The organism is Mesorhizobium sp. M7A.F.Ca.CA.003.01.2.1 (assembly GCF_003998945.1).
Classification (GTDB): Bacteria; Pseudomonadota; Alphaproteobacteria; order Rhizobiales; family Rhizobiaceae; genus Mesorhizobium; species Mesorhizobium ciceri.
The window spans coordinates 1-1,266 of record NZ_RZRA01001236.1 but is presented as its reverse complement, the minus strand read 5'-3'; the positions used below and the strand labels follow the sequence as shown (position 1 = coordinate 1,266).

Below are 1,266 nucleotides of genomic sequence, written 5' to 3'. Positions count from 1 at the left end.
GTTGTGGCCCGCCCCGACAAAGATGGCGTCGAACTCGCTCACGCCCCGTCCCCATTTCCTTTATGCTTAAAGATAATTGCAGATGCATATGTTTTCGTCTAGTAGGATATTAAGGGCCGAGACGAGCCTTGATCATCACACGAAAGAGGGAACTTCAAACCATGGACACGCAAAAACTCCTCGGCGAAGTCGCCGGCCAGCTTCTTTCAGGCGCCATCAAGGTGGTCGACCTGTCGGCGCCGCTCGGGCCGGACACGCCGTTGATCAAGCTGCCGCCGGAACTCGCCGTCGACACGCCGAAGGTCGAGATCCACAACATCTCCCGTTACGACAAGAACGGTCCGTGGTGGGCCTGGAACTGGCTGAAGCTCGGCGAACATTCGGGCACGCATTTCGACGCGCCGCAGCACTGGATCAGCGGCAAGGATTATCCGGACGGCGCCACCGACACCATTCCGGCGCAGAATTTCGTCGGCCCGGTCAATGTCATCGACTGTTCGAAGGAAGCCGCCGCCGACCCCGATTTCCTGCTCACCGTCGACCACATCAAGGCCTGGGAAGCCAAGCACGGTGCGATCAATGCCGGCGAATGGGTGGTGATGCGCACCGACTGGTACAAGCGCAACGGCTCGGAAGCCGAGTTCCTCAACGCCAACGAGACCGGTCCGCACACGCCCGGCCCGACGGCCGAAGCCATCCAGTTCCTGATCAGTAAGGACATCAAGGGCTGGGGCTCGGAGACGATCGGCACCGATGCCGGCAAGGCCGGTGGCATGGAGCCGCCATTCCCGGCGCACACGCTGATGCACAAGGCCAACCGCTACGGTCTCGCCAGCCTTTGCAACCTCGACCAGCTGCCGCCGAAGGGCGCCATCCTGATCGCGGCGCCGCTCAAGATCGAGCACGGCACCGGCAGCCCGATTCGCGCGCTGGCGCTGGTGTCGAAGCAATAAAGCGAGGTGGGTCTTCGGGAGAAGATCATGCGAGAAGGCGAAACCGGGTTGATGGCAGGTAGAGGGTGGCAGGCTTGTAGCGCTAGCGCCCTACGGCGCCCCCCTCTGTCCTGCCGGACATCTCCCCCTCAAGGGGGGAGATTGGCCTTCACAATGGTTTTCGCCAATCTGCGACGTTGCAGGATTGAGTGGGGCGCCGAAGCTGCCAATCTCCCCCCAAGAGGGGGAGATGGCCGGCAGGCCAGAGGGGGGCGCCGTAGAGCGCAATTCCACGCGATTGAACTCCACTGCCCGCAAGCAAAGAGCAACCGCC

The 1,266-nt window shown here is 62.3% G+C and carries 1 protein-coding gene; it reads left to right on the top strand.

The features are described from left to right. Positions 1-161: 161 nt before the first annotated feature. Positions 162-953 (top strand): cyclase family protein, encoded by a 792-nt coding sequence (locus tag EN969_RS31550; RefSeq protein WP_063169953.1) that lies wholly within the window; start codon positions 162-164, stop codon positions 951-953. Positions 954-1,266 lie beyond the last annotated feature (313 nt).

Bases quoted from the DNA above. Each gene is read 5' to 3' on its own strand.
- EN969_RS31550 (WP_063169953.1), top strand. From the start codon at position 162: ATGGACACGCAAAAACTCCTCGGCGAAGTCGCCGGCCAGCTTCTTTCA.